Source organism: Enterococcus casseliflavus, assembly GCF_029215545.1.
In the GTDB taxonomy this organism is placed as follows: domain Bacteria; phylum Bacillota; class Bacilli; order Lactobacillales; family Enterococcaceae; genus Enterococcus_D; species Enterococcus_D casseliflavus.
The window spans coordinates 1,733,977-1,755,057 of record NZ_CP119393.1; the positions used below are offsets into that span (position 1 = coordinate 1,733,977).

The following is a 21,081-nucleotide window of genomic DNA, read 5'->3' on the forward strand; positions in this document are numbered from 1 at the left end:
ACCATTCCGATAGTTTTTTTAAAAACTTCTAGGTAGTTAGTAAACCGAGAAGGATATCCATGAAGTTTTTTAAAAGTCTTTTTTCGTGTGTGAAATCAACATTGTTTGCACTGTTAGACGTTTTTCCGTATAATAGCTGTATTGATTTATTTGAAAAAACGTACAGTTACTGGAGGAAAAAAATGGGAAGTTATCAAACAAGAAGTGAAAGACATCATCAACCAAAGAAGACGATAAAAAGACCTACTAAAAAGGCGGTGGTCTCTTTGATGGGGGCAGGAATGATGTTAGCGCCAATGACGGTCACTTTCGTTCCTCAACAGGTACAAGCTGCTGAGAATCAATACGCGACGCAGGACATCTCAGGTTTTATTGAGCAAATTGGCTGGTCAGCACAAGATGTTGCTGCCAACAATGACCTCTATGCTTCTGTGATGATTGCTCAAGCGATTTTGGAAAGCGGCTATGGTTCTTCCGCGTTATCCAATGCACCCTATTACAATTTGTTTGGGGTCAAAGGCAGTTACAACGGACAAAGTGTCTATATGCCTACACAAGAGTATTTGAATGGTCAGTGGGTAGAGATGAATGAACCGTTTCGTCAATATAACTCTTACTGGGAATCGTTTCAGGATCATGCGAATGTCTTGCGCAGCACGAGTTTCGCGACAGGAACTGCTCATTACAGTGGTGTTTGGAAAAGCCAAACAACCTCATTTTATGATGCAACGAATTACTTGACGGGGCGCTATGCTACCGATCCAGGGTATGCACAAAAACTGAACTGGTTAATTGAAACGTATCAGCTCACACGCTTTGATACTGGGACAACGCAAAGTACCGCATGGACAAGTACAACGAGCACGACTAGCACGAGTACTACGCAAACTACAACGACGACCCAGGTAAACAGCGGATCTACAGCGCAGAGCTATCACGTTGCTTCAGGCGATACACTTTGGGATATCGCCAATAAATTTGGCACAACGGTCGACGCTCTAATGGCAACAAATGGGTTATCTAGTGAGGTCATTGTTGTTGGCCAAGAATTAATCGTTTAATTATCTGATACCGCCTTAAGAATGATTGCTCTAAATGGCATCATTCTTAAGGTTTTTTTGTAATGGAAAAACAAAATCAAGAAAGTGAATACAAACAAATATAAAAAAATAAGAAAAAACTTGAAATTGCTTACTTTTTATTCGCAACTCGGGGTTATTTTAGGTAGAATGGAAGAATAAGAACGGGAGGGATTTTCAATGACAAAAATCTATCAATCGGTCAATGAGTTAGTTGGGCATACGCCAATCGTCAAATTAAATCACATCGTAGAAGAAGGTTCTGCGGATGTGTATCTGAAATTAGAGTTCTTCAATCCTGGGGGAAGTGTCAAGGACAGAATTGCTTTAGCCATGATTGAAAAAGCAGAAAAAAATGGCTTGTTAAAAGCTGGTGATACCATCATCGAACCAACATCTGGGAATACTGGGATCGGCTTAGCCATGATCGGTACGGCAAAAGGCTATCGTGTCGTGCTGGTTATGCCAGAAACCATGAGTATTGAAAGACGTAAAATTGTTCAAGCTTATGGCGCAGAGTTGATTTTGACCCCTGGGTCTGAAGGAATCACTGGTTCTATCAATAAAGCAAAAGAATTAGCAGAACAAGACGGCTATTATATGCCATTACAATTTGAAAACCCAGCCAATCCAGAAGTCCATGAAAAAACGACAGGGAAAGAAATTGAGGATGCGTTTGAATCTAAAGGGTTAGACGCTTTTGTTGCTGGGATCGGCACAGGTGGCACGATCACTGGTGCGGGGAAGGAATTGAAGCGCGTCTATCCTAATTTGAAGATCGTGGGCGTTGAGCCTGCAGAATCAGCTATTTTAGGAGGTGGCAAACCTGGTCCCCATAAGATCCAAGGGATCGGCACGGGATTTGTTCCTAAAGTACTAGACACTGAGATTTATGATCAGGTGATTGCCATCGCTAGTGAGGATGCCATGGAAACTGCGCGTCAAGTTGGGATGAAAGAAGGAATCTTAGTAGGGATTTCTTCTGGTGCAGCGATCAAAGCGGCATTAGAGGTTGCTAAGGACTTAGGAAAAGGCAAAAAAGTCTTAGCGATCGTACCAGATAATGGTGAACGCTATTTGTCTACGGCACTGTATCAGTTTGAAGACTAGCAAAGAGGGAGAAAGCAGGCATTCGTTTGTCTGCTTTTCTTTCTCGAAAAACTGAGGGAAGACGGGCTGGAAAAATGCGCTATTCCTTTGAAAAAAACAAGGAAAGCTGTTTGAATTTTTAGGTTTTACATAGTATGATAGGTAAGATAAGAGAAATGGAGGAACTCCTGTGAGTACGATCTACGATGAAGCGATCAAACGATTAAAACATGAAAATATTCGTATTACACCGCAGCGAGTAGCGATATTAGAATTTTTAGCCAGTCACGATGCCCATCCAACCGCTGAAGAGATTTATCGGGCGATTGAAGTTCATTTTCCTGGTATAAGTGTCGCAACGGTATACAATAACTTACGTTTGTTCACAGAAATTGGCTTTGTAAAAGAAATGAATTATGGAGATGCCTCCAGTCGTTTTGATTTTACAACAGAGCCTCATTATCATGCTATCTGCCAAAAGTGTGGAAAGATCGCTGATTTTTACTATCCAGGATTGGAAGATGTCGAAATGGCGGCTTCGAAATTAACTGGGTATCAAATAAATAACCATCGACTAGAAGTTTATGGTCTATGTCCCGAATGCCAAGTGAAAGAGGAGGAAACAAAATGAAGATAATTTCTACAGATCAAGCACCACAAGCAATCGGTCCTTATGTTCAAGCAAAAATCGCAAACGGCTTTTTGTTTGCTTCTGGTCAAGTGCCATTAGATCCTGTTACGGGGGAAGTTGTCGGTACGACGATTGAAGTACAGACACAGCAAGTATTGAAAAATATCAACGCGATTCTTGAAGCGGCGGAACTTACGCCAGATGATATCGTTAAGACGACATGTTTTTTAAAAAATATGAATGATTTCGTTCCTTTCAATAATACGTATAGCACATTGTTCAATGAAGCGTTACCTGCACGTTCTGCTGTCGAAGTTGCTCGCTTACCAAAAGATGTTTTGGTTGAAGTTGAGATCATCGCAGCAGTCAAAGAAAAAGCGTAACCAACAAAGAATCGTGGGACGTCCGCATTTGCGTCGTCCCCTTTTTATTGATTCGATCCTGATAGGAAGAATCTTAATGTTTCAAGTGAGCCAAGGAGAAGAGGATGTAGTATGGTTTCGTTAAAGGAATATTTGGCAAAAGGACAAACGACGATTTCAAATTTGCTTTTAGAGAATTACCATCATCTTGGTTTGACGAATGATGAATTTTTGTTATGGCTGCAACTGTATCGCAGCCATGAGCAAGGCAATGATTTTCCAGATTTACGTGAGATCGCCTCGGTGATGGGCAGCGACCAAAAAGAGATCTATCATTGGTTGAATCAATTGCTGAAAAAAGATGTGCTGCGAATGGGTTCAAAAAAAGACGACGCAGGAAAAATGATTGATTATTATGATTTCACTGGCATTTATGAGCGACTCGAGTTTCTTTTGCAGCAGCAATCCAAAAAGGAAGTCGCTAAAACAAATGAAGAGAAGATACGCGAGTTGTATCGCTTATTTGAAGGAGAATTTGGTCGCCCCTTATCGGCGATCGAATACCAACGGATCGGGCAGTGGTTGGATGAGGACCACTATGATCCCGAGCTGGTCCAGTTTGCTTTGCGAGAAGCGGTCTTGAATCAAGCGTATAGTTTAAACTATATCGATCGTATTTTGCTTTCGTGGGAACGCAAGAATATTACCTCAAAAGCGCAAGTAGAAGAAGAGCAAAAAAGAAGAAAAAAACAGTTTCTTCAAAATGAAACTACGACACAAGAAGATGGCCCAATGCCCAAAATCCCTATGCATAATTGGTTAGAAGGAGAGTAAGATACAAGGAGTTTAATTCGTCCAATGATCAGTAAAGAAAAAACAATGACTGCGATAGAAATAATGTATGAGATGTTTCCTGAAGCACATGGAGAACTAGTGTCAAAAAATGCCTTTGAATTGCTGATTGCTGTCATTCTAAGCGCACAGGCAACGGATGTGTCAGTCAATAAAGTGACACCGGCACTTTTTGAAGCATATCCAACGCCGCAGGCTCTCAGCGAGGCGCCGTTAGAAGACATTATTGAAAAAATCAAATCGATTGGTCTCTATCGAAACAAAGCGAAAAATATCAAAGCTTGTGCCTCTGAATTGTTGCTGCGTTTTGGAGGCGAAGTGCCTCAAACCAGAGAAGACTTAATTTCTTTGCCAGGTGTCGGCAGAAAAACAGCGAACGTCGTTCTTGGCGATGCATTTGGCATTCCAGCAATCGCTGTCGATACGCATGTCGAACGGGTATCAAAAAGGCTGCGCATCTGTAAACTAGACGCCAACGTATTAGAAGTCGAACAAACATTGATGAAAAAGATTCCAGATACGTTGTGGGTCAAAACGCATCACACGTTAATTTTCTTTGGTCGTTATCATTGCACAGCCCGGGCACCTAAGTGTGAGGTTTGTCCATTGTTGACAATGTGCCAAGAAGGAAAACTTCGGATGAAGGGGAAGAAAACCATTTAATGGTGAACATAAACCAAAAGTAACTAGGATCAAGACGCTAAGCGAAATCGCTTAGCGTTTTTTTTTTGCACAAATTGATAAAAAAACAGGTAATTAACGTAATACCCTTTATTAAAGCCTTTTCAAGTAACTGGAAAAACATAAGCTTACTGAATTTTTTTGATTACACCACTCAAAATCAGGTGTTTTTTCACAAAGAGATCGTGTGAGGGATGATGCTCGATGCGAAATGAACCTTCCGATACGCCTTTTTTTTAAAACTATTTGTGAGCTTAGTATGATGGCTTTTTTCGTACAATTTCTACCCTTTCTTTTTATAAAACCGCTTATTTTTGGTCAATATAACGTAATATTAATAAGGAAATTCACCTATTGGTGAAAAATAGTATTTCAAATCTGTGGAAATCATCAGTATAGTGAACTTTGTCAAAGGTTATAAGTCTTTCTCTGCTATTTTACTAATGACAGAAAAAGCGTTGCAAATTTCGAAATGATTCTTTAACAATCTCATAATCATTTTTGTTACGGATACTAGACAAACGCAGTTTTGAAAAGATCACTTATAAGATGTGGCAAGTATAGAGGAGGAGGGAGAATGAAAGGAGAAAAGGTATGGAAATTAGTTCGTATGGTTCTGTTTTGCACTCTTTTTTATGGGATAACTATTTCTACGGCAGCGGTGAATGCTCAGGAAGTGCAGTCGGTTGAAACAGAAAGCTCTGTGCTTTTTACCGGTGTTTATGAGCCTATTGGCCAACCCAAACCAGCACCGCCAGCAGGCCCTACAGAGAATATCTCGCCACCAAAAGAGGTAGCAAAACCAGGTGGTATTTTACCAAAGACCAACGAGACAAAAACTTACGGCGTAATCTTGCTTGGATTACTGCTCGTACTGGTTGCATTGTATGCGCAATATACCAAACATCGATCAAAATTTATGATGGTTAAAAAGAAAAGACAAATAATTTGAAAGCAGGGATGAATTTGAAATTCGTACGATTTGCATCGGCAGCTGTTTTAGCTGCAACTTTATTTACTATTAGCGCGGAAGCCTTCGCTACTGAAAGTGTAACAAACCATGATACAGAAGGGAAAGTTCTCTTTGTACCAAACGATAGCGAAGCGACAGTGGTTCAACCACCAAATCCTGGTCCTAATGGTCCAGATGTAGAGATCAATCCAGTCGGCCCTGAAGGACAAACAGGACCATTGACGATTGCTTACGCACCTACGCTTAATTTCGGTGAGCAAGTGATTTCTAATACCGATCAAGAATATAAGCTAGTGGCTGAATTACACAAGCTAAAAGACGCGGAAGATAGTGAAGAAAGAGTTCCGTATGTTTCATTTGCCCAAGTCCAAGATACGCGCGGGACAAATGCTGGTTGGGATTTAAAAGTTTCATTAAGTGCTTTTGAATCAGGAACACAAAATAATGAACTGACTGGAGCAAGAATTCGTTTTAATTCGCCGAAATTGGAATATAACGGAAGCAACCAAGAAAATGAACCACAAATTCATGCGGATGGATTGATTTTAGATGCTACAAATAGTGAGCGTTCGGTTCTGACCGCCGCTCAAACAAAAGGTGCCGGCGTTTCGTCAGTCGTTTGGGGCGATCAGGAAGAAATCAATCGACAAGTGGAAGCAGGCGCAGAGGTTGTTGAAAATGCCGGAATCGAATTACTTGTTCCTGGATCAACAGCAAAAGACGCTGCTCTTTATGAAGCAACCCTTACTTGGACATTGGCTGCAACAGCCGGACCGGACGGAGAAACGGTTCAATAACTTGGTTTTGTACTGAATAAAAAAGAAAGAAGGAACTAGAAATGCAAAAGATTCGTTTAGCTACGGTCGCTGTATTATCCACCACTTTACTAGCCGGAGGCGTTCAAGCCTTTGCCCAATCTTCATTAGAAACGACTACCGATAACGTTATAGGATTTACCTCAGACGGAAGCGATCTAACAGAGGTACAGCCACCAGTCGTAAACCCAGAAGTAGAAACAATCGAACCAACACCGCCAGGGCAAACGGGTCCGTTTACCATTGCTTATGCACCAAAAACTTTTGATTTTGGTCAGAATGCTATCTCTACCAGTGATCGTTGGTATTCAATGGTTGCAGATGAGCGTAATTTGGCTGATCAATCAGGTACGACACCGTATGTATCATTTGCCCAAGTGCAAGATACCCGAGGAACGCATGCTGGTTGGACATTAAATGTTAGTCTAACTGATTTTACTTCTGAATCAGGGGATGTCTTGACTGGGGCAAAAATCAAGTTGGCAAACCCTGAGATCGTGTTCAACAAAGGCGAAGGTGATCGAGACTTACAGCCAAGTGCCGTTATCAATAGTGAAGAACAAAATGCGTTGATCCTAGATGTCAACGATCAAGACATTCCTGTCATGCGTGCTTCGGTCGGTCAAGGCGCGGGCGCTTCATCGATTTACTGGGGAGATCAAGAAAAATTGACGGAACAAAATCTTAATAAACAAGAAGACGAAATTATCAGAAATGATGATATTCAACTATTTGTACCAGGCTCTACCACGCAGCTAGCAACCAACTATACTGCGGAAATGACATGGACGCTAACTGCTTCTGTTGATAGTGGCGGCGAAACAGTAAATCCGTAAGAAGGATCATAGCTTGCAACAAGAAACAACTGGCAGGAATAGTAAATTATTCCTGCCTTTTTTGGAAGGAGAACCACTTTTGACTGAACAACGTATAAGAATGAAATGGATAAAAACGGTTACCTGTGCGGTCATCCTGCTATCATTCTTTTTTTCGCCAAGATTGAGCTATGCTCAGACAGAATCAGAATTAAACTTCTATGTGACGCCTATCTTACCAGAAAGTCAGCTGGAAGGAGGGGCGTTGGGGTATTTCGATTTAAATCTTGGGGCAGGAGAACGTGATGAATTGGCTTTAGAGATCGAAAATGGTTCTGATCAAGCGATCGAAATAGAAATTTCTGCCCATACGGCATTTACGAATGTGAATGGTGTTGTGGAATATGGCCGGGATGCAGAATCCCCTGATCCGACTTTACCTGCATCAATTGATGAACTGGTAGAGGTGCCGGAAACCATATCGTTAGATCCATTAGAAAAACGAATCATTTCTTTACCGATTGCGATGCCAGAAGAGGAATTCAAAGGGGTTTTGGCAGGTGGCATTCGAATCAAAGAAGTTATTTCTAAAGAGGAGCAAACACAATCTGCTGAAGAAGGATTAGGCATACGGAATGCATTTTCCTATGTCATTGGTGTGGTAGTAAGCAACAATCGGTCCGCAACGGATCCGGGATTGGAACTGCTTGATGTTTTTGCCGATCAAGTAAATTACCGAAACGTATTTAGTGCTGTTATCCAAAATTATACATCGACATTTGTCAATCAATTGGAAGTAACAGCTGAAATTCGATCTGTTGGCAGTGAGACGATCTTATATGAAGCAAGTCAAGCAGCGATGCAAATGGCTCCTAATTCACATATGCATTTCCCAATTCCCTTGAATGGCGATCGTTTTCGTAATGGGGAGTATGTATTAAATCTTACTGCACGGTCAGGAGAGGAAGAGTGGTCTTGGGAACAGACATTTAGCGTGGAGGCAGAAGATGCTCGCCGCTTAAATGAACTCGATGTCAATGTAGATACGTCGCTCAATTGGTGGATGATCGCCACGGCTGGTCTAATCATCTTGTTTTTATTGCTTGTGATCATCCTAATTGTTCATAAGAAAAAAAAGGCAAAGGAAGGTGGGAATAGTTGAAATGAAGAATACCCCACACAAGGTAATAATTGCGATCATTATTGGATTACTAAGTATGCAAACTTTTTTTCCAAGTCTGAGTAGTTTACTATTGCCAGAAATCCACGCCATCGATCACACGATTGAACCATTGGACGAAACGCAGAACATGTCCTTGCTTGATAAAGCAACACAACCGATCCAAACAAAAGAATTTGACATCCATAATCCTTTTTTTCAGTTTCCAGTTAGTGTGATTGAAGGTATCGTGGATCAACCGATCGATGTTTTCGTCGTATCAAGCCAACCGTTAGATGAGATTACACTGGTTGTAGCGAAAGAAGCATTGATCGTGGAAGAAGAATTTGCTGCAGAAGTGAAGAGTAAAAAGCTGTCTGAAGAAGAACAGGAATGGAAGCTTACCTTTGATGAAGAGCTCATGGAGTTCGAGATTCCTATCGTCTTTAATAAAATAGGAGATTATCAACTGATTATAGGTGAAGCGGAACTAACGATCGAAGTACAGGCAGAAGATGACGGGGAAGAGGACTCGGATGATGATGCAGATAATGAAACGATCGAGACAGAAGTCTCACCATCAGAGACGCCGCAGGAAGGGGAACGAACCACGCAACCTTCCAATGACGCGAACCTAAACGAGAATCAGCAAGACACAGAAGCTGATCAAGCAGAAGCGATTGCCCAATTGACAGAACCGGTCACACCGTTAAACGAAATCAGTCACCGAGATGTTTCCAATTGGCAAGAATTTATGGCGGCAATCGTGAACAAAGATGTAAATTATATCAATATCGTAAACGACTTTGAATCTTCGGATAATCCTACTCAAGGAGTTTCTGGAGTGGCTGTGGGAAGTGCAACTTCCAACCCAACAAATGGATTAGCCTATATTTGGACCAATGCTTCTGGAATTTCAAGAACGCTTGTGATCGAAGGCAATGGGTATCAAATCGACTTTAGAGCTGTTGCTGTCGGATTTTATGATAGTACCGTCAATAGTGCAACGCCGTGGGACATTACGTATCAAAATATCGATGTCGTTCATGGCAACTGGTATGGGTTTATGAACTTTACGAATATGAGTATTCCTCAGCAAAATCTATCCAGAATGCGTTACCACAATTTAACCAACGCGGGCAATCAGTTGATCCACTCGTTAGCGACACCTGTTATTATGTCTGGCGAAGTAATATCGCATCAAACTCCGACATATACTTCCAGATCTGGACGTGTGCAAACGATCAATGCAACCAACCAAGCGAATATGGAAGTAACACAATTGGAAATTCTTGATAACGCAACAGTTGACATGTCGACAATAAATTCCGGCAATATCTATTTATATTATGCAACGGGGCGTATGACTATTGGCAATGATGCAAAGATGTCCCTGCGTGCAGCTGGAACAGCCGGTGAGGCTTTTGGAGCAAATATTTATATTGCGAATGGACGGATCAATATCGGTAATCGATCAGAGCTGCATTTGAATGCCCGAGCCAACTCCCCCGCAATCAGTATGTATGCAAGCGGCGCCCACTTTGAAATGTCTGAGGATAGCAAAGTGGTAATCAAAGCTGACGGCCGTACCACAAGCCTCAATGGATGGTCCTATAACATTATCTACATGGGTGCTGGAAGCACGATGCTTATTGGAAATAAAAGCAGTGTCGAAATTGATGCAGTGAATCAAGGGACCACCACATCCGGAGTGATCCATGTAGCCGGTGCCGCCACATTTATTGTTGCTAAAGAAGGAATCTTGGATATTAAGTCAGACGGAACCAATCCCTCTCATTCCTTGATGACATTTTTGAGCTCGGCCTCAACCTTCACTTTTGCGGATGCACAACGCATCAATTTAGAGAAAACAAGGGCGGTTACCGGAAATGCAGCAAATAGTAGCCTTATTTCGATTTCCGGCAGCGGCGGGCTATTAGATGTGGATATTCAAGCAGCGAAGCAATGGCGGCATGGAAACTTGACGGAGGAACCAGACTTCAGTTGGAGTCCAATCTTCAATTTAAAAGTGAATTTTTCCTCTACCTTGTCATCGATTTCGAATGTTTCTTCCATCTCACAAGAGATCGTTGATCATTTTCGCGCGAATTTTACCACAAGAGCACAACGTATCCTATTTGAATATATTCCAGATGTCGAAGTTCATTTAGAACCATTAACGGAAGACCCGGCACTAGATGGATCAAGAATCATTAGAGGAAAAGCCACACCTTATAGTGTGATTCGTTTTGACGGAGATCCAGTTATTCCCGCACCGCAACTGCAATCACCCTCTTTTGATGATAACAGCTTGTTTCATCTTCAAGCAGATGCCAATGGTGATTTCAGCTTGACCTTAGCCGAGGGGGATCGGTTTACAAAACATAATACGGTGACGGCTTACGCTTTCTTAAATGGAAAATTCGATACAGATGAAACAGTTGTTCAAGAGATTGCCACAATGAATCCACGAGATCCGATCGCGCCAGATATTGAAGTGAACCCAGAAAATAAACCGGATATACCAGACCATTTAGGGTTTATCAGTATCGATTTCATCTCCCAGTATAGCTTTGGAGATGTATCAATAAGTGCAGATACCAAACAGTACAATGCATTGCCGCAACGACTTAGCAGTGCCGATGGCTCAGTAACTGAGGAACGACCAAATTACGTGCAGATTTCTGACCGTCGCGCTCATTTTACAGGCTGGGAACTAAACGCGACATTATCCGCTGCAGGATTTCGTAACGATCAAGGAGAAGAACTTCGGGGTGCACGAATTATTTTAGAAAATGCAGTTATGCTGACGAATGCCGCCAACTCAGCGGTTCCTCCTACTTATAGTGAAACAATGTTCCTTGATCCTGGGGTACCTGCTATGATCGCTGAAGCGGATGCAAACGAAGGAAGCGGTACTTGGATTCAACGCTACGGGGATATGGAGACGATGGGGAATAGTGTCAAACTTGAAGTACCCATTGGATCAAATCCTCGTAACATGACTTACCAAGCAACGATTGAATGGGAGTTAAGTTTTGTTCCATCTGTCGAATGATCGATACTCAATCTTATCAAATGGAAGCTGTTAGCGCCTTTGACAGCTTCCATTCTTGATAGGAAGACAGTGAGTAAATCACTTGGAAAGTAGTGGATTATAACGCTTTTTTGTGGTAGATCACGCTGCTGAGCAAAATCCGCTTGAGCTAGCTAAATCAATCGTTTGCTTCAAAATAATCGCGAAGAGACAGAGTTCACCTAAACTCGTGCAAAAAATATTCAGCAACTTTGAATCAGTTCGTCAGGTTTTATTCGAAACCAATGATGCCGGCTGAAACAAAAGAAAGGAAACTATATGAAACGAAGAAAAAAGAAGTCATATTTGACAGTATTCAGTACTGGGATTTTAGCAAGCCAACTTTTTGTTTCTCCCGTATTACTGGCGAAAGAAAGCCCTCAGCCTGATAGCTATTCAGAAAATACAAATGTCGAACAGGAACTTGATGATCAAGATTCATCGGCAGCAGAAGACCAAGAGAGTCAAGAAGACGTCAGCAAAGAGCAAACGGAGGACTCGACCGAGTTATCCTCGGAATCAAATGAGCCGCTTATGGATTCAGAAACAGCAGATACCGTTGTAGAATCTCTTGATTCGTCTGAAGAAGCAGACTCAACGCAAACGACCGAGTCAGCGGAAACGACTGAACTAGAGGAATCAGAGTCCACGGAACCTTCCGAGGAAGAGGAAAAAATAGATGCTGAAACGGACGATCTAGAAGTAGAAACAGAGAACAAGCCAAAAGAGACCGACTTGATTGATGAGTCATTGGCACCAAAAGAAAATGAAATTTCAACTGAGAGCAACGAAAATACTGAAAATGCAAAAAAAGAGGAGCCGAAAACACCTCCGATTATTGCACCTGAGCAAGTAATAAACCCTGTCGTTCAAACACCAGATGCTACTTCTCACTTGAAAAATTCTTTTTATGATGGACGAACCATTGATTTACCAGAGAGTTTTCGGGCAGTAAAGATCGCAGATTCGAATCTGTTAGATTTCACCTTGCCGATATTAGCTGATTATGATGCGCAATGGCAAGCGGCATTCGTCTACGAGATCATCGGGCAAATTGGTGAACTAGAAGAACCATTGACGATGGACGAATGGATCAATGAACGGATCAAAGCGGTTATAAAAGGAGAAGCTAGCTGGATAGAAAAAGAACAGCAGGTTGAACAATTACAACCGGGGGATCTTTTATATGACGCAAATCAGTTAATCGGTATCTATCTCGCAGATGGTTACCAAGCAAGTTTAGTGACAAATCAAGAAGAGCCAACGAAAACTGCCATCGAAGTTCAGCGGGTTTCTATCGAAGAGCCGCTATCGATCAGACGGCTATCAAATCCTGAATTGGCTACATATGGCGAAAAGCTAGTTACTGAATATCCAGCCCCTTACGAATTTACAGTGAATCAAAAGACCCAGACGTTTATTGAAACATTGGCACAAGAAGCCCAAAGCTTAGGGCAAGAATACGATGTCTTTGCTTCCGTATTGATCGCGCAAGCGATCCTTGAAAGCGGCAGTGGCGACAGCGGGCTTTCCAGCAGTCCCCATTATAACCTTTTTGGGATCAAAGGCAGTTTTCAAGGAAACAGCGTGACTTTACCAACAATGGAAGATAAAGGCAACGGAGAACTATTCCAAATTCAAGCCGCCTTTCGTTCCTATTCAAGTTATCGAGATTCCATGGCAGATTATGTCAAATTGATTCGCGGAGGAATCACTGGAAATCCAACCTTTTATCAAGACGTGTGGCGCTCTGAATCAAAAAACTATCTTCGGGCAGCAGATGCTTTGACTGGCACTTATGCGACTGATGTTAATTATAGTAAAAAAATCAATTCACTGATTGCGGTCTATGGATTGACGCAATATGACCAAGTGATCGCAACAGAAACAGGGTTGTTTATCCAAGGAAAAGAACAAATTCCAGAAGAGTATCGCTCCCTCATGACATTCCCAGAATACAACGGTCGTGACTACAATCTTTCTGGTTCGTATCCTGTTGGACAATGTACTTGGTATGTGTTCAATCGCGTGAGTCAATTAGGCGGTCAAGTAGATGACTACATGGGAAATGGTGGTCAATGGGGCAATACCGGACGACGTTTAGGTTACAACGTCAGTCAAACGCCTAAAGCAGGCAGTATGATCTCTTTTGCACCTGGAACAGCTGGATCTGATCCTCGTTATGGTCATGTCGCTTTTGTTGAAGCCGTTGGTCCAAATGGTATTTTGGTTTCAGAAGGAAATGTCTATGGTGGAACCACAATCTCTTATCGCGTGATCAGCAATGAATTGGCGCACTCATCAAGTGTTTCATATATTATGCCAAAATAAGGATGGAGGGCTGGCAATATGAGTAAAAGGCATAGACAAATAGGTCTTCCTATCAGCGGTATCTTTTTGATGGTCCTTTTGCTTATTGCGTTTCTTCAGCCGTATCGACTGGCGTTAGTCAGAGGAACGTCCATGCTGCCGACGATCGAGGATCGACAAGTTGTGCTGATTCATAAAAAGCGCCAGCCAAATCGCTATCAGCTGATCGCTTTCGAACAGGAAGGAAAATTTTTGATCAAGAGAGTGATTGGTGTGCCAGGGGATTCCTTCGTTCGTACACAGGAGCGGTTGTTGATTGGGGCGGAGGATACTGACTTTGATTTTTCATTTATGATCACTGTGAAGGATGAAGCCGTTGAGGCGTTGCCGATTCGGGGGTACCTCAAAGAAGATGAGTACTTTGTCGTTGGCGATGCACTGCTCACTTCAAGTGATAGTAGAGAATTTGGAATCATTTCAAGTAAAACCTTTTATGGTGTGGTGACCACGTTCTTCTGACACATCAGCTTTTTGAAAGGAAGTTTGCGATGATTCATTTCTTGCAACATATCAACGAGACTAAGTTTGTATCAAAATGGATGAATAAAACGAATTTTAGTTTTGATGGAAGGAAGAGACTGTGATTTTTATCTATATTGGGATGATACTGCTTGCCATTGGAGCAGGTAGTATCATCGGTTGGCGATTGTATCGAGAATATTTATTAAGAAAAGTTGAAAAGCAGCTGTCGTCAGATGCTTTAGCCAAAAGGAAACTGCGTTTATTTAAGCACAACCTGCGCAGTGGGCACCTGCTAATTGTATTGGGCTGCAGTAGTGCCATAATCGTAAGTGTCTTGCTACTAACAGTTTTTCAGCTGACAGGCGGCATTCATGTGCAAAAGCTGCAAGAAGAAACCAGTCAATTAAAAGAGGAAGTCTTCGCGCTTAGAACTGAGCAAACGGAATGGATGCGTATGCCGATTTTTGCATATCCTGAGAACGGCTTTTCTTTTGAAGCGATTGATTGGGAGCATTTACTCGTCTCCAATGATCGTGAAGCACAGTTTGCAGCTGAATATGAGTTGGCCTATCAGTTATCACCATATCTAGGTCGCACTGTAGCGATGATTTTTGTTGATCAGCCTTTGCAAGAAATCTCGATTGTTCTATCTAGCAAATTACCATCAATTGATGACTTAAACGGATGGGAAGAGAATTTTTCTCGTCTACTCCATGATATGCAGAACGTTCCCCTGATCACACAAGGAACCTTCTCTGTCCAATTTTCCAAGGATTCTGATCAGTCCTTTGAGCAGACGATCATTCGTGACGAGAATGGGGTCTGGACCCTTTTAGAACGCAGATTCCCAAACACTGATGCTCAAGAAGTAGCCAACAACGAGAGGAGCGAGAGCATATCGTCTACTCCTCAAACGGATCAAAGTGAAACGATCAATACAAATGAACAAAAAGGCAGTGTGAAAAATTAATGATGAAAAAGAAAAACAAAGGTTGGTTTTCTGCCCAAAAGCTAATGGATGAAGTGAATCAATTATCCATAGAAGAGCTGAATGAATTTGAGGAGACAAATCAAGAAGAGGGAATCGTTGAGGATCAAGGGTCCGCAAAGGCTACGCCTGAAAAAAAAGAGGACGAGACCAATCGACCAGCGGACAATGAACCCCCTAAAACCCAGAAAGAAGCAGTAAAACCTGTCGCACAAACTTTCGCAAAACCGATTTCTCACCAAAGAGTGGCTGGAGATCAGCAGAAAGAGCAAAGTGTCAAAAAGATAGCAGTGCAGCAAAAGTCCTCTGGCAACCGTGATAGCTACGCCAAGGATAGTCAACTCGTTGAAGATAAAGGAGAACGTATGGAGAAAGAATTGAGTACAAACCAAACAAATAAGCAAGAATCAAAAGAACAAGAAAAGGATCATATGATTGAAAATTTATCTTTTGAAATCAAAGAATTGATTTTAGAAAATGAGCAACTACAGGAAGAAAAAAATCAGTTGAAAAAACAGCAGAAGATAATGGTTCAACAAGAAGCAGAGGCAAAAGAATTAAAAGCTTCGCTAGTAGAAGCAAATAAGAAAGTCAAAGACCTAGAAGAACAGTTTGCAAAAGTAGATACAGAAAAACTTGAAGCAAAAATCCAGCAATTAGAGGCCAAGTTAGCTGTTCAGCAAGAAAAAGAGCAACAAGAGAAACAAACTTACGAAAAGGAACGCGCTGAATGGACCTTGAAGCGGCAAGAAATCCAGCAGCTGCAAGAGGTAATTGCTGATTTGAAACAGCAATTGGCAGAAAAAGAAGAGCTTGCTGCAAATGTATCAGCTAGCGAATCAAATGAAGAAGTCGCAGAGCTTCAGGCGAAAATCGAAGCATTAAGGGAAGAAAATGCAGCCCTACAAATCGAAAACGAGCAGTTCCAAACAGAAATCAGTGAGGTCTTAGTCTTTGCTAGAAGAAAAGCGAATCGCACAATTCAGGAAGCGAAAATCGAATCTGAACGAATGATCCGTACAACAGAAATGCGGATCGATGGGATTCATGATCGTGCCAAAGAGATTCTTTTTGAAGTGAACGAGACGAAAGAAAATGTGATTCATTTATTTGACGATCTGCATAATCAAGTTTATCAGCTTTCCGATAAAAAATTGCTGTTTGAAGAGCTTGAAAAGTAAGCTTCTACATTTATATGGCAGGAATTAAAAAAAACAGTAGATCAGATTTTGATCTACTGTTTTTTTGCGATTCTCCATTATTCGACACTACCATCGTTTGGTTCCGGCGGGTCCGGTGGTGAGGATGGATTATCCTCACTGCTGGAAGGTGTTGTTGAACCGGGATCCTGACTAGAAGCAGGAGGCGTAACGACCGATGATGAATCATCCTCATCAGGTGTTGTCACTGGTGGTGTTACTTCGCTTGATGATTCTGTTGTACTTGATGGTGTTGATTCGCTACTTTCTGTAGAAGGTGTCGTTGGTTCAACGTAGGAACTGCTGCTGGACGAACTTGGTGCTGAATAGCTTGGTTGGGTGTACGTCCCTTCAAGATAAAGCTCTCTTCCGATCCGTGTCAATCCGTCAGGCATTGTCCAGTCCGTGTTTTCTACAGAAGCAGAAACATAGCGCATCAATTCACGATAGACATCTGAAGCCACATGGGTACTACTATCAGTGATCGGTGTCATTTTGTCGTTGTAGCCTGTCCAAACCGCCAATGAGTAGGAGGGAGTATAGCCGGCAAAGGTAATATCAGGGTAGGCACCATTCGATGTATCCAGTTGTGCTAACTGGTCATCGGTGTAGTTGGACGTTCCCGTTTTCCCTGCTTGGTACAAACCATCGATTTGCGCGTTGGTTCCAGTTCCGACTGAAATAACATCTTTCAAGATATCGGTCACCATGTAAGCTGTCGTATCATCCATTGCTTCTTGACCAGAAACTTTAAAGGATTCTTCGTCTTCTGTACCATCTTGCATGACGATTTTATTGACGTACTGTGGTTCATAATAGGTGCCACCATTTGAAAACGCAGCATAAGCAGCGGCCATTTTCAGACTGGAGATCCCATACTTTGTGCCATCCAATTTATCCGTATTGCTGGAAATCGCATTGGATTGGGTGATCGTATCATATTCGATTCCTAAACCACTGAGAAAGTCTGCGATATTGTCCGCGCCGACTTCATCAAACAGCTTCACTGCCGGCACATTTCTAGACTCTGCTAGAGCGGTCCGCAAGGTGATATTGCCCATATATTGGCGATCCCAGTTGTAAACAGGAATATTCGTCCCTTTATACGTGTAAGGTTCATCTAAAATCATTCTACCCGTGGAATCTTGTAGAAATTGAAAGGCAGGGCCATAGTCTGTGATTGGTTTGACGGTCGAACCAAAGTCTCGTGCGACATTGACAGCCAGGTTATTTGCTAGAACATCATCAACATTACGGGCACCGATCTGAGCGGTCACCTTGCCTGTGTTAACATCAACTAAGGTAGCGGCAACTTGCATCTTGTCATCTGGGTAATCAACGTAGTCGTCACTGTTGACGATGTCATATAATCGTTTTTGTGCATCGATATCGACATTAGTATAAATATCTAAGCCGTCAGTATACACATCTTTCCCAGTTTTTTCTTTGACTTCAGCGATCACTTCGTTAAAGTAGTTGTCAAAGTATTTCCACTCTTGGTTTTCACGGGGATTGTCTTGCAAGCCTTCTTGAATATCTTCGGCAACGGCCGCATCATATTCCGCTTGCGTGATTTTTTCATTTTCCAGCATCGCACCTAAAACAACATCTCGCCGACTTTTCGCATTATCAGGATGCGCAAATGGGTCAAAAGCTGAAGGGGCATTTGGTAAACCGGCAATCAAAGCGGTTTGCGCAAGGTCTAGTTCAGCTAACGGCTTGCCGTAAAACTTCATTGCGGCGGTTTGCATCCCATATACACCATTGGACATATATACTTTATTGATGTAGTAAGTGAGGATCTCTTGTTTTGATTTCATTTGTTCAAGACGAACCGCCATCCATGCTTCTTGTGCTTTTCGACGTAATGTTTGGTCTTCAGCGCTGGTAGAAAAGAAGGACAGCTTGATCAATTGCTGTGTCAACGTACTTCCGCCTTGCATACCGCCGGTTGTGGCATTGGATAATGCGGAACCGACGATCCGAATCGGATCGACTCCGATATGCTGGTAGAAGCGGCGATCTTCGACAGAGACGATCGCGTCTTCCAGCAGTTGAGGAATCTCACTTGCTGTAATTTTTTCTCTGGTTTCACTACCGAATTCAGTGATCAATTCGCCATTTGACGCATAGAAACGAGAAGAAACCGTTGAATCCAAACGTGTTTCATCAAGTGCAGGCGCATCTTTGGCATACCACCAGAATAGCCCCATCCCGGATAGAATCCCGATACAGCCTAAGAAAAACAGCCCCATAAATACTTTTAAAAGAATACTCCCAATGCTTCGTTTTCCTTTTGCCTTAGGAGGCTTTGGTGCTTTTTTAGCTGTACCTTTTTTAGAATCATGCCGAGAGGTCCTCGATTGTGATCCATTTGCCATACTAATCATTCTCCTTCATCGTTAAAAATTGATCAACTGCTTTTAAATAGGGAATACGCGGCGCAATTGAAGGGATGATTTCAATCCCATTCGTTTCAATATAGGCCAGTGTCATTGATTTTTTTCCCGTTTCTTTTTGCAGGTGCCATTGAGAAATTAAGCACTTGCTATCGAGAAAAAAGCAGCGTTGTAGACTAGAAAACCATAAAAGAACGAAACATAAACCCGCTTGTTCCAAACAGTCTTCCATATGCTTGATTTGGTGTGGATGAAAATTTTTAAAGGGAAATGACGTTTTGTTTTGAGTCTCTTTCGCTTCAAAGTCGATATATTGCCCTTGATAAACCCCATTGTAATCAGTGGTGGATGCCTCACGGAAATAGGCTTCTTTGATTACGGCGGCGCTTCTTCTTGGATAATCTACTTTCACGATTTGAATTGGTGTCGGTTTCTTATGAATGACAGCAAGTTTCCGATTCAAATAATAAAGGTTGCTTTCATTGATCGCTTCTTCAAAACGCATCCCACGATTGGCATACGTTTTTGGCTTTATTAGTTTCTCTTGCATTTTTTGTTTTTTGCCGTCATCATAGGTAGTAGATTGTCCATTCGGGTAACGAATAACCATGTTGTTCACACTCCTAGGCAACATTATACCAAAAAGTCGTTTGGAAAGAAAAGAGATGACCAGAGAAACAATGAAAACCTTATACTTTACTGGCTATCGTAATTATGAATTAGGTGTCTTTCAAGCAAAAGATCCCAAGATTGCAGTTATTAAGAAAGTAATAATGTCGACTTTGACCAACTATGTCGAAGAAGGGCTAGAATGGCTCTTGATCAGCGGGAATCTTGGAGCGGAGCTGTGGTGTGCCGAAGCCGTTGAACAGTTAAAACAGACATACCCAGAACTGAAACTAGGAATTATTTTTCCTTTTGAAGGATTTGGTGAAAATTGGAACGAAACAAATCAGCAGGCACTGCAAACAGCGAAATCATTTGCTGATTATGTCAATGCCACCAGCCATAAGCCTTACCAAGACCCCAGTCAATTAAGAAATCACACGGCATTTTTACTGGAGCATACCGAAGGCGCACTTGTGTTATATGATGACGAATTTCCAGGAAAACCTAATTATTTCTTAAGAGATGCCAAAGCTTATAGTGAGCAAAATCCCTACTTTATTCATCAAATAACAATGGATGACTTACAAAACGCAACATTTGATAGTAATTTACTTTGATTTTCGTATATTTTTTGATAGAATGGTCTAGAAAGTGAAAACCATTTGGAATAAACAATGAGGTGTAAATAATGGCAAATTTAATTTATAGTCCAAAAGATATTCTGCAACAAGAATTCAAAACAAAAATGCGCGGGTATGATCCAGTTGAAGTGGATGAGTTTTTAGATAATATTATTAAAGACTACGAAAGCTACAATAAAGAGATCTTAGCCCTGCAAGAAGAAAATGATCGTCTGACAGCGAAAATCGATCAATTGTCGAAAAACCAAGCGATCGCTTCTCGTGTTCAACAAGAAGCGCCGAAAAGCCAAACCGTTACAAACTTTGATATTTTGAAACGTTTGTCTAATCTTGAAAAAGAAGTGTTTGGCAAAAAGCTTGATCGTGAATCAGAACCTGTCACTCGTTCTTCTTCCTACAACAGCAACTATACAAATGCTGATTTTGAAGATGACAACGAAAAAACCCGTCAATTCTAATCTATTTTAGAAAAGATAGTTGTGGTTTTCGGGTAATTGCGGCATAACTCGATTATGCTGAGGAAAGTCCATGCTCGCACAAGCTGAGATGCTTGTAGTGTTCGTGCCTAGCGAAACCATAAGCTAGGGTACTTGAGAAAGTAACGGCAGGAAAAATGGCTAAGGTGTAAGCTATGCCAAAGTATCCTTGAAAGTGCCACAGTGACGAAGCAAGCCGGGAAACCGTCTTGGTGGAACGCGGTAAACCCCTCGAGCGAGCAACCCAAACAATGGTAGGGGCACTTTTTGCACGGAAATGAACGGAGCAAGAAGGCAAGTAATTGCAGATAGATAATTACCCAGTGTTTTCTTCTCCCTGAGGAAAATACGGACAAAACATGGCTTATAGAAAATCACAACCTATCAGGGAATCCTTCCAGCAAC

Annotated in this window: 19 protein-coding genes and 1 other RNA gene; 18 read left to right on the forward strand and 2 right to left on the reverse strand. The window is 41.8% G+C overall.

Annotation, left to right across the window (positions count from 1 at the left end; genetic code table 11):
* Positions 1-182 precede the first annotated feature (182 nt).
* The 15 genes from P0G38_RS08400 to P0G38_RS08470 all read left to right on the forward strand — a co-directional run bounded on the left by P0G38_RS08400 (position 183) and on the right by P0G38_RS08470 (position 16,533).
* The gene (locus P0G38_RS08400) at positions 183-1,061 is read left to right on the forward strand and encodes a glucosaminidase domain-containing protein (RefSeq protein ID WP_016609285.1); all 879 of its coding nucleotides are present in this window, start codon (positions 183-185) and stop codon (positions 1,059-1,061) included.
* Between the two features lie 198 nt (positions 1,062-1,259).
* The gene (gene cysK, locus P0G38_RS08405; RefSeq protein WP_005226159.1) at positions 1,260-2,189 is read left to right on the forward strand and encodes a cysteine synthase A; all 930 of its coding nucleotides are present in this window, start codon (positions 1,260-1,262) and stop codon (positions 2,187-2,189) included.
* 169 nt (positions 2,190-2,358) lie between these two features.
* Positions 2,359-2,799, forward strand: coding sequence for a Fur family transcriptional regulator (locus P0G38_RS08410; protein WP_005226158.1), 441 nt, complete (start codon positions 2,359-2,361; stop codon positions 2,797-2,799).
* Entirely contained in the window at positions 2,796-3,182 is a 387-nt protein-coding gene (locus P0G38_RS08415) for a RidA family protein (RefSeq protein ID WP_275855087.1), read from the forward strand. Before P0G38_RS08410 ends, P0G38_RS08415 begins: the two co-directional genes overlap by 4 nt.
* A 111-nt stretch (positions 3,183-3,293) precedes the next feature.
* Positions 3,294-3,995 carry a DnaD domain protein gene (locus tag P0G38_RS08420; protein ID WP_275855089.1) on the forward strand — a complete coding sequence of 234 codons (702 nt, stop codon included), beginning with the start codon at positions 3,294-3,296 and terminating at the stop codon, positions 3,993-3,995.
* Positions 3,996-4,019: 24 nt separating this feature from the next.
* Positions 4,020-4,676: an endonuclease III gene (gene nth, locus P0G38_RS08425; RefSeq protein ID WP_005226155.1), complete on the forward strand. Its 657-nt coding sequence runs from the start codon at positions 4,020-4,022 to the stop codon at positions 4,674-4,676.
* Between the two features lie 595 nt (positions 4,677-5,271).
* Positions 5,272-5,646 (forward strand): LPXTG cell wall anchor domain-containing protein, encoded by a 375-nt coding sequence (locus P0G38_RS08430; protein ID WP_121261285.1) that lies wholly within the window; start codon positions 5,272-5,274, stop codon positions 5,644-5,646.
* Positions 5,647-5,660: 14 nt separating this feature from the next.
* Positions 5,661-6,464, forward strand: a complete 804-nt coding sequence (locus P0G38_RS08435; protein WP_008379814.1) for a WxL domain-containing protein — start codon at positions 5,661-5,663, stop codon at positions 6,462-6,464.
* A gap of 41 nt (positions 6,465-6,505) precedes the next feature.
* Positions 6,506-7,318: a WxL domain-containing protein gene (locus P0G38_RS08440; RefSeq protein WP_074535768.1), complete on the forward strand. Its 813-nt coding sequence runs from the start codon at positions 6,506-6,508 to the stop codon at positions 7,316-7,318.
* A gap of 13 nt (positions 7,319-7,331) precedes the next feature.
* Positions 7,332-8,459: a WxLIP family cell surface protein gene (locus tag P0G38_RS08445; protein ID WP_275855096.1), complete on the forward strand. Its 1,128-nt coding sequence runs from the start codon at positions 7,332-7,334 to the stop codon at positions 8,457-8,459.
* A gap of 1 nt (position 8,460) precedes the next feature.
* A complete protein-coding gene (locus P0G38_RS08450; protein WP_275855098.1) occupies positions 8,461-11,514 on the forward strand; it encodes a WxL domain-containing protein in 3,054 nt (1,017 codons plus the stop codon).
* Positions 11,515-11,811: 297 nt separating this feature from the next.
* Complete coding sequence (locus P0G38_RS08455) at positions 11,812-13,863, forward strand: glucosaminidase domain-containing protein (protein ID WP_275855100.1); 2,052 nt, start codon at positions 11,812-11,814, stop codon at positions 13,861-13,863.
* Between the two features lie 18 nt (positions 13,864-13,881).
* A complete protein-coding gene (lepB, locus tag P0G38_RS08460) occupies positions 13,882-14,361 on the forward strand; it encodes a signal peptidase I (RefSeq protein WP_015509748.1) in 480 nt (159 codons plus the stop codon).
* Between the two features lie 121 nt (positions 14,362-14,482).
* Positions 14,483-15,334, forward strand: coding sequence for a hypothetical protein (locus P0G38_RS08465; protein ID WP_275855103.1), 852 nt, complete (start codon positions 14,483-14,485; stop codon positions 15,332-15,334).
* A complete protein-coding gene (locus tag P0G38_RS08470; RefSeq protein ID WP_275855105.1) occupies positions 15,334-16,533 on the forward strand; it encodes a hypothetical protein in 1,200 nt (399 codons plus the stop codon). Before P0G38_RS08465 ends, P0G38_RS08470 begins: the two co-directional genes overlap by 1 nt.
* Before the next feature lie 77 nt (positions 16,534-16,610).
* Here the strand turns inward: P0G38_RS08470 and P0G38_RS08475 are convergent, their stop codons facing one another.
* Both P0G38_RS08475 and recU read right to left on the reverse strand, forming a co-directional pair.
* Positions 16,611-18,932, reverse strand: coding sequence for a PBP1A family penicillin-binding protein (locus P0G38_RS08475; protein WP_034857413.1), 2,322 nt, complete (start codon positions 18,930-18,932; stop codon positions 16,611-16,613).
* Position 18,933: 1 nt separating this feature from the next.
* Positions 18,934-19,560, reverse strand: a complete 627-nt coding sequence (recU, locus tag P0G38_RS08480) for a Holliday junction resolvase RecU (protein ID WP_010748391.1) — start codon at positions 19,558-19,560, stop codon at positions 18,934-18,936.
* 70 nt (positions 19,561-19,630) lie between these two features.
* Here recU and P0G38_RS08485 point away from each other — a divergent pair, with 70 nt between their 5' ends.
* The 3 genes from P0G38_RS08485 to rnpB all read left to right on the forward strand — a co-directional run bounded on the left by P0G38_RS08485 (position 19,631) and on the right by rnpB (position 21,048).
* Positions 19,631-20,176: an SLOG family protein gene (locus P0G38_RS08485; RefSeq protein ID WP_005226143.1), complete on the forward strand. Its 546-nt coding sequence runs from the start codon at positions 19,631-19,633 to the stop codon at positions 20,174-20,176.
* 71 nt (positions 20,177-20,247) lie between these two features.
* Complete coding sequence (gene gpsB, locus P0G38_RS08490; RefSeq protein ID WP_005226142.1) at positions 20,248-20,658, forward strand: cell division regulator GpsB; 411 nt, start codon at positions 20,248-20,250, stop codon at positions 20,656-20,658.
* A gap of 24 nt (positions 20,659-20,682) precedes the next feature.
* Positions 20,683-21,048, forward strand: an RNA gene (rnpB, locus tag P0G38_RS08495) — RNase P RNA component class B.
* The last annotated feature ends 33 nt before the right edge of the window (positions 21,049-21,081 follow it).